1 protein-coding gene is annotated in these 1050 nt (G+C 72.1%); it reads left to right on the top strand.

The genetic code is table 11. The features are described from left to right. Positions 1-228: 228 nt before the first annotated feature. A partial coding sequence (locus ELR45_RS19110) for a glycosyltransferase family 2 protein (RefSeq protein ID WP_165367924.1) occupies positions 229-1050 on the top strand: 822 nt, incomplete at its 3' end.

The raw sequence follows: 1050 nt of genomic DNA on the forward strand, positions 1-1050 counted from the left end.
CCGCCGGCGAGGTGCTGACCGAGGTGCTCGCCGCGTCGTTCAACCATTACCGCCTCGGCGAACGGGCCTGGGAGGCGGCGGCCCGGATGTCGAAGAATGTCGCCGGGTGGCGGTTGGAGATGGCCGGCCCCGGCTCGGCCGCGGACGCCGTGGCCGAGCTGCTGGAAGAGCGTTAGCTCCGCGGTGCCTGGGCTGGCGCTCGGTGCGCCTAGCGTCGATACTGCACGCATGCCTTGCGTCGTCATCCCCGCTCACAACGAGGAGCGGGTCCTCGGACGGCTGCTGGCCGTGCTCATCGACGTGCCGAGTGCTGGTGATGGGCTGTCCGGCGAAGACGAGGGCCGAGAAGACGGCGTCGAGCCGGCCTCCGATATGGAGCTTGACGTGATCGTGGTCGCGAACGGCTGCGACGATGCGACGGCCGAGGTCGCGGCCGGGTTCGCCGGCGTGCGGGTAGTGGAGACGCCAGTGGCTTCGAAGAGCGCGGCGCTGCGGTTGGGGGACGAGGCGGCCACCGGTTTTCCCCGCCTGTACGTCGACGCCGACGTCGTCATCGGCCGGTCCGACGTGGACGAGCTGTGCCGGGCATTGAGCGTGTCCGCCGTGCACGTCGCAGGGCCTGAGCGGGTGCTGCCGATGGACGACGTGGCGTGGCCGGTGCGCTGGTACTACGACGTCTGGACGCGGTTGCCCGTAGCTCGGCGGGAGCTGTTCGGGCGCGGCGTGATCGCGGTCGACGAGGGCGGGCACGAGCGCCTCACGCCGTTCTTCGCCGGAGATGACGACGTGATGGCCGACGACTTGGCGATGGCGCTGGCGTTCAGCGACGATGAGCGCGTCGTCGTTCCCGCTGCCCGCGTGGAGGTCCGGCCGCCCCGTGCCTACGCCGACCTGATGCGCCGCCGGGTCCGGGCCATGACCGGGAACGCGAGGATGTCCTCGGAAGACGCGGGGCCGGACCGGTCGGCCGGTGTCCGGCCGGCGCCGCGCACGGGGCTGCGCGAGCTGGGCCGCGTCGTCGCTGATGAGCCCGGTCTGTACCACCGGGCC

The sequence above is a fragment of the Phytoactinopolyspora endophytica genome (genome assembly GCF_004138495.1).
In the GTDB taxonomy this organism is placed as follows: Bacteria; Actinomycetota; Actinomycetes; order Jiangellales; family Jiangellaceae; genus Phytoactinopolyspora; species Phytoactinopolyspora endophytica.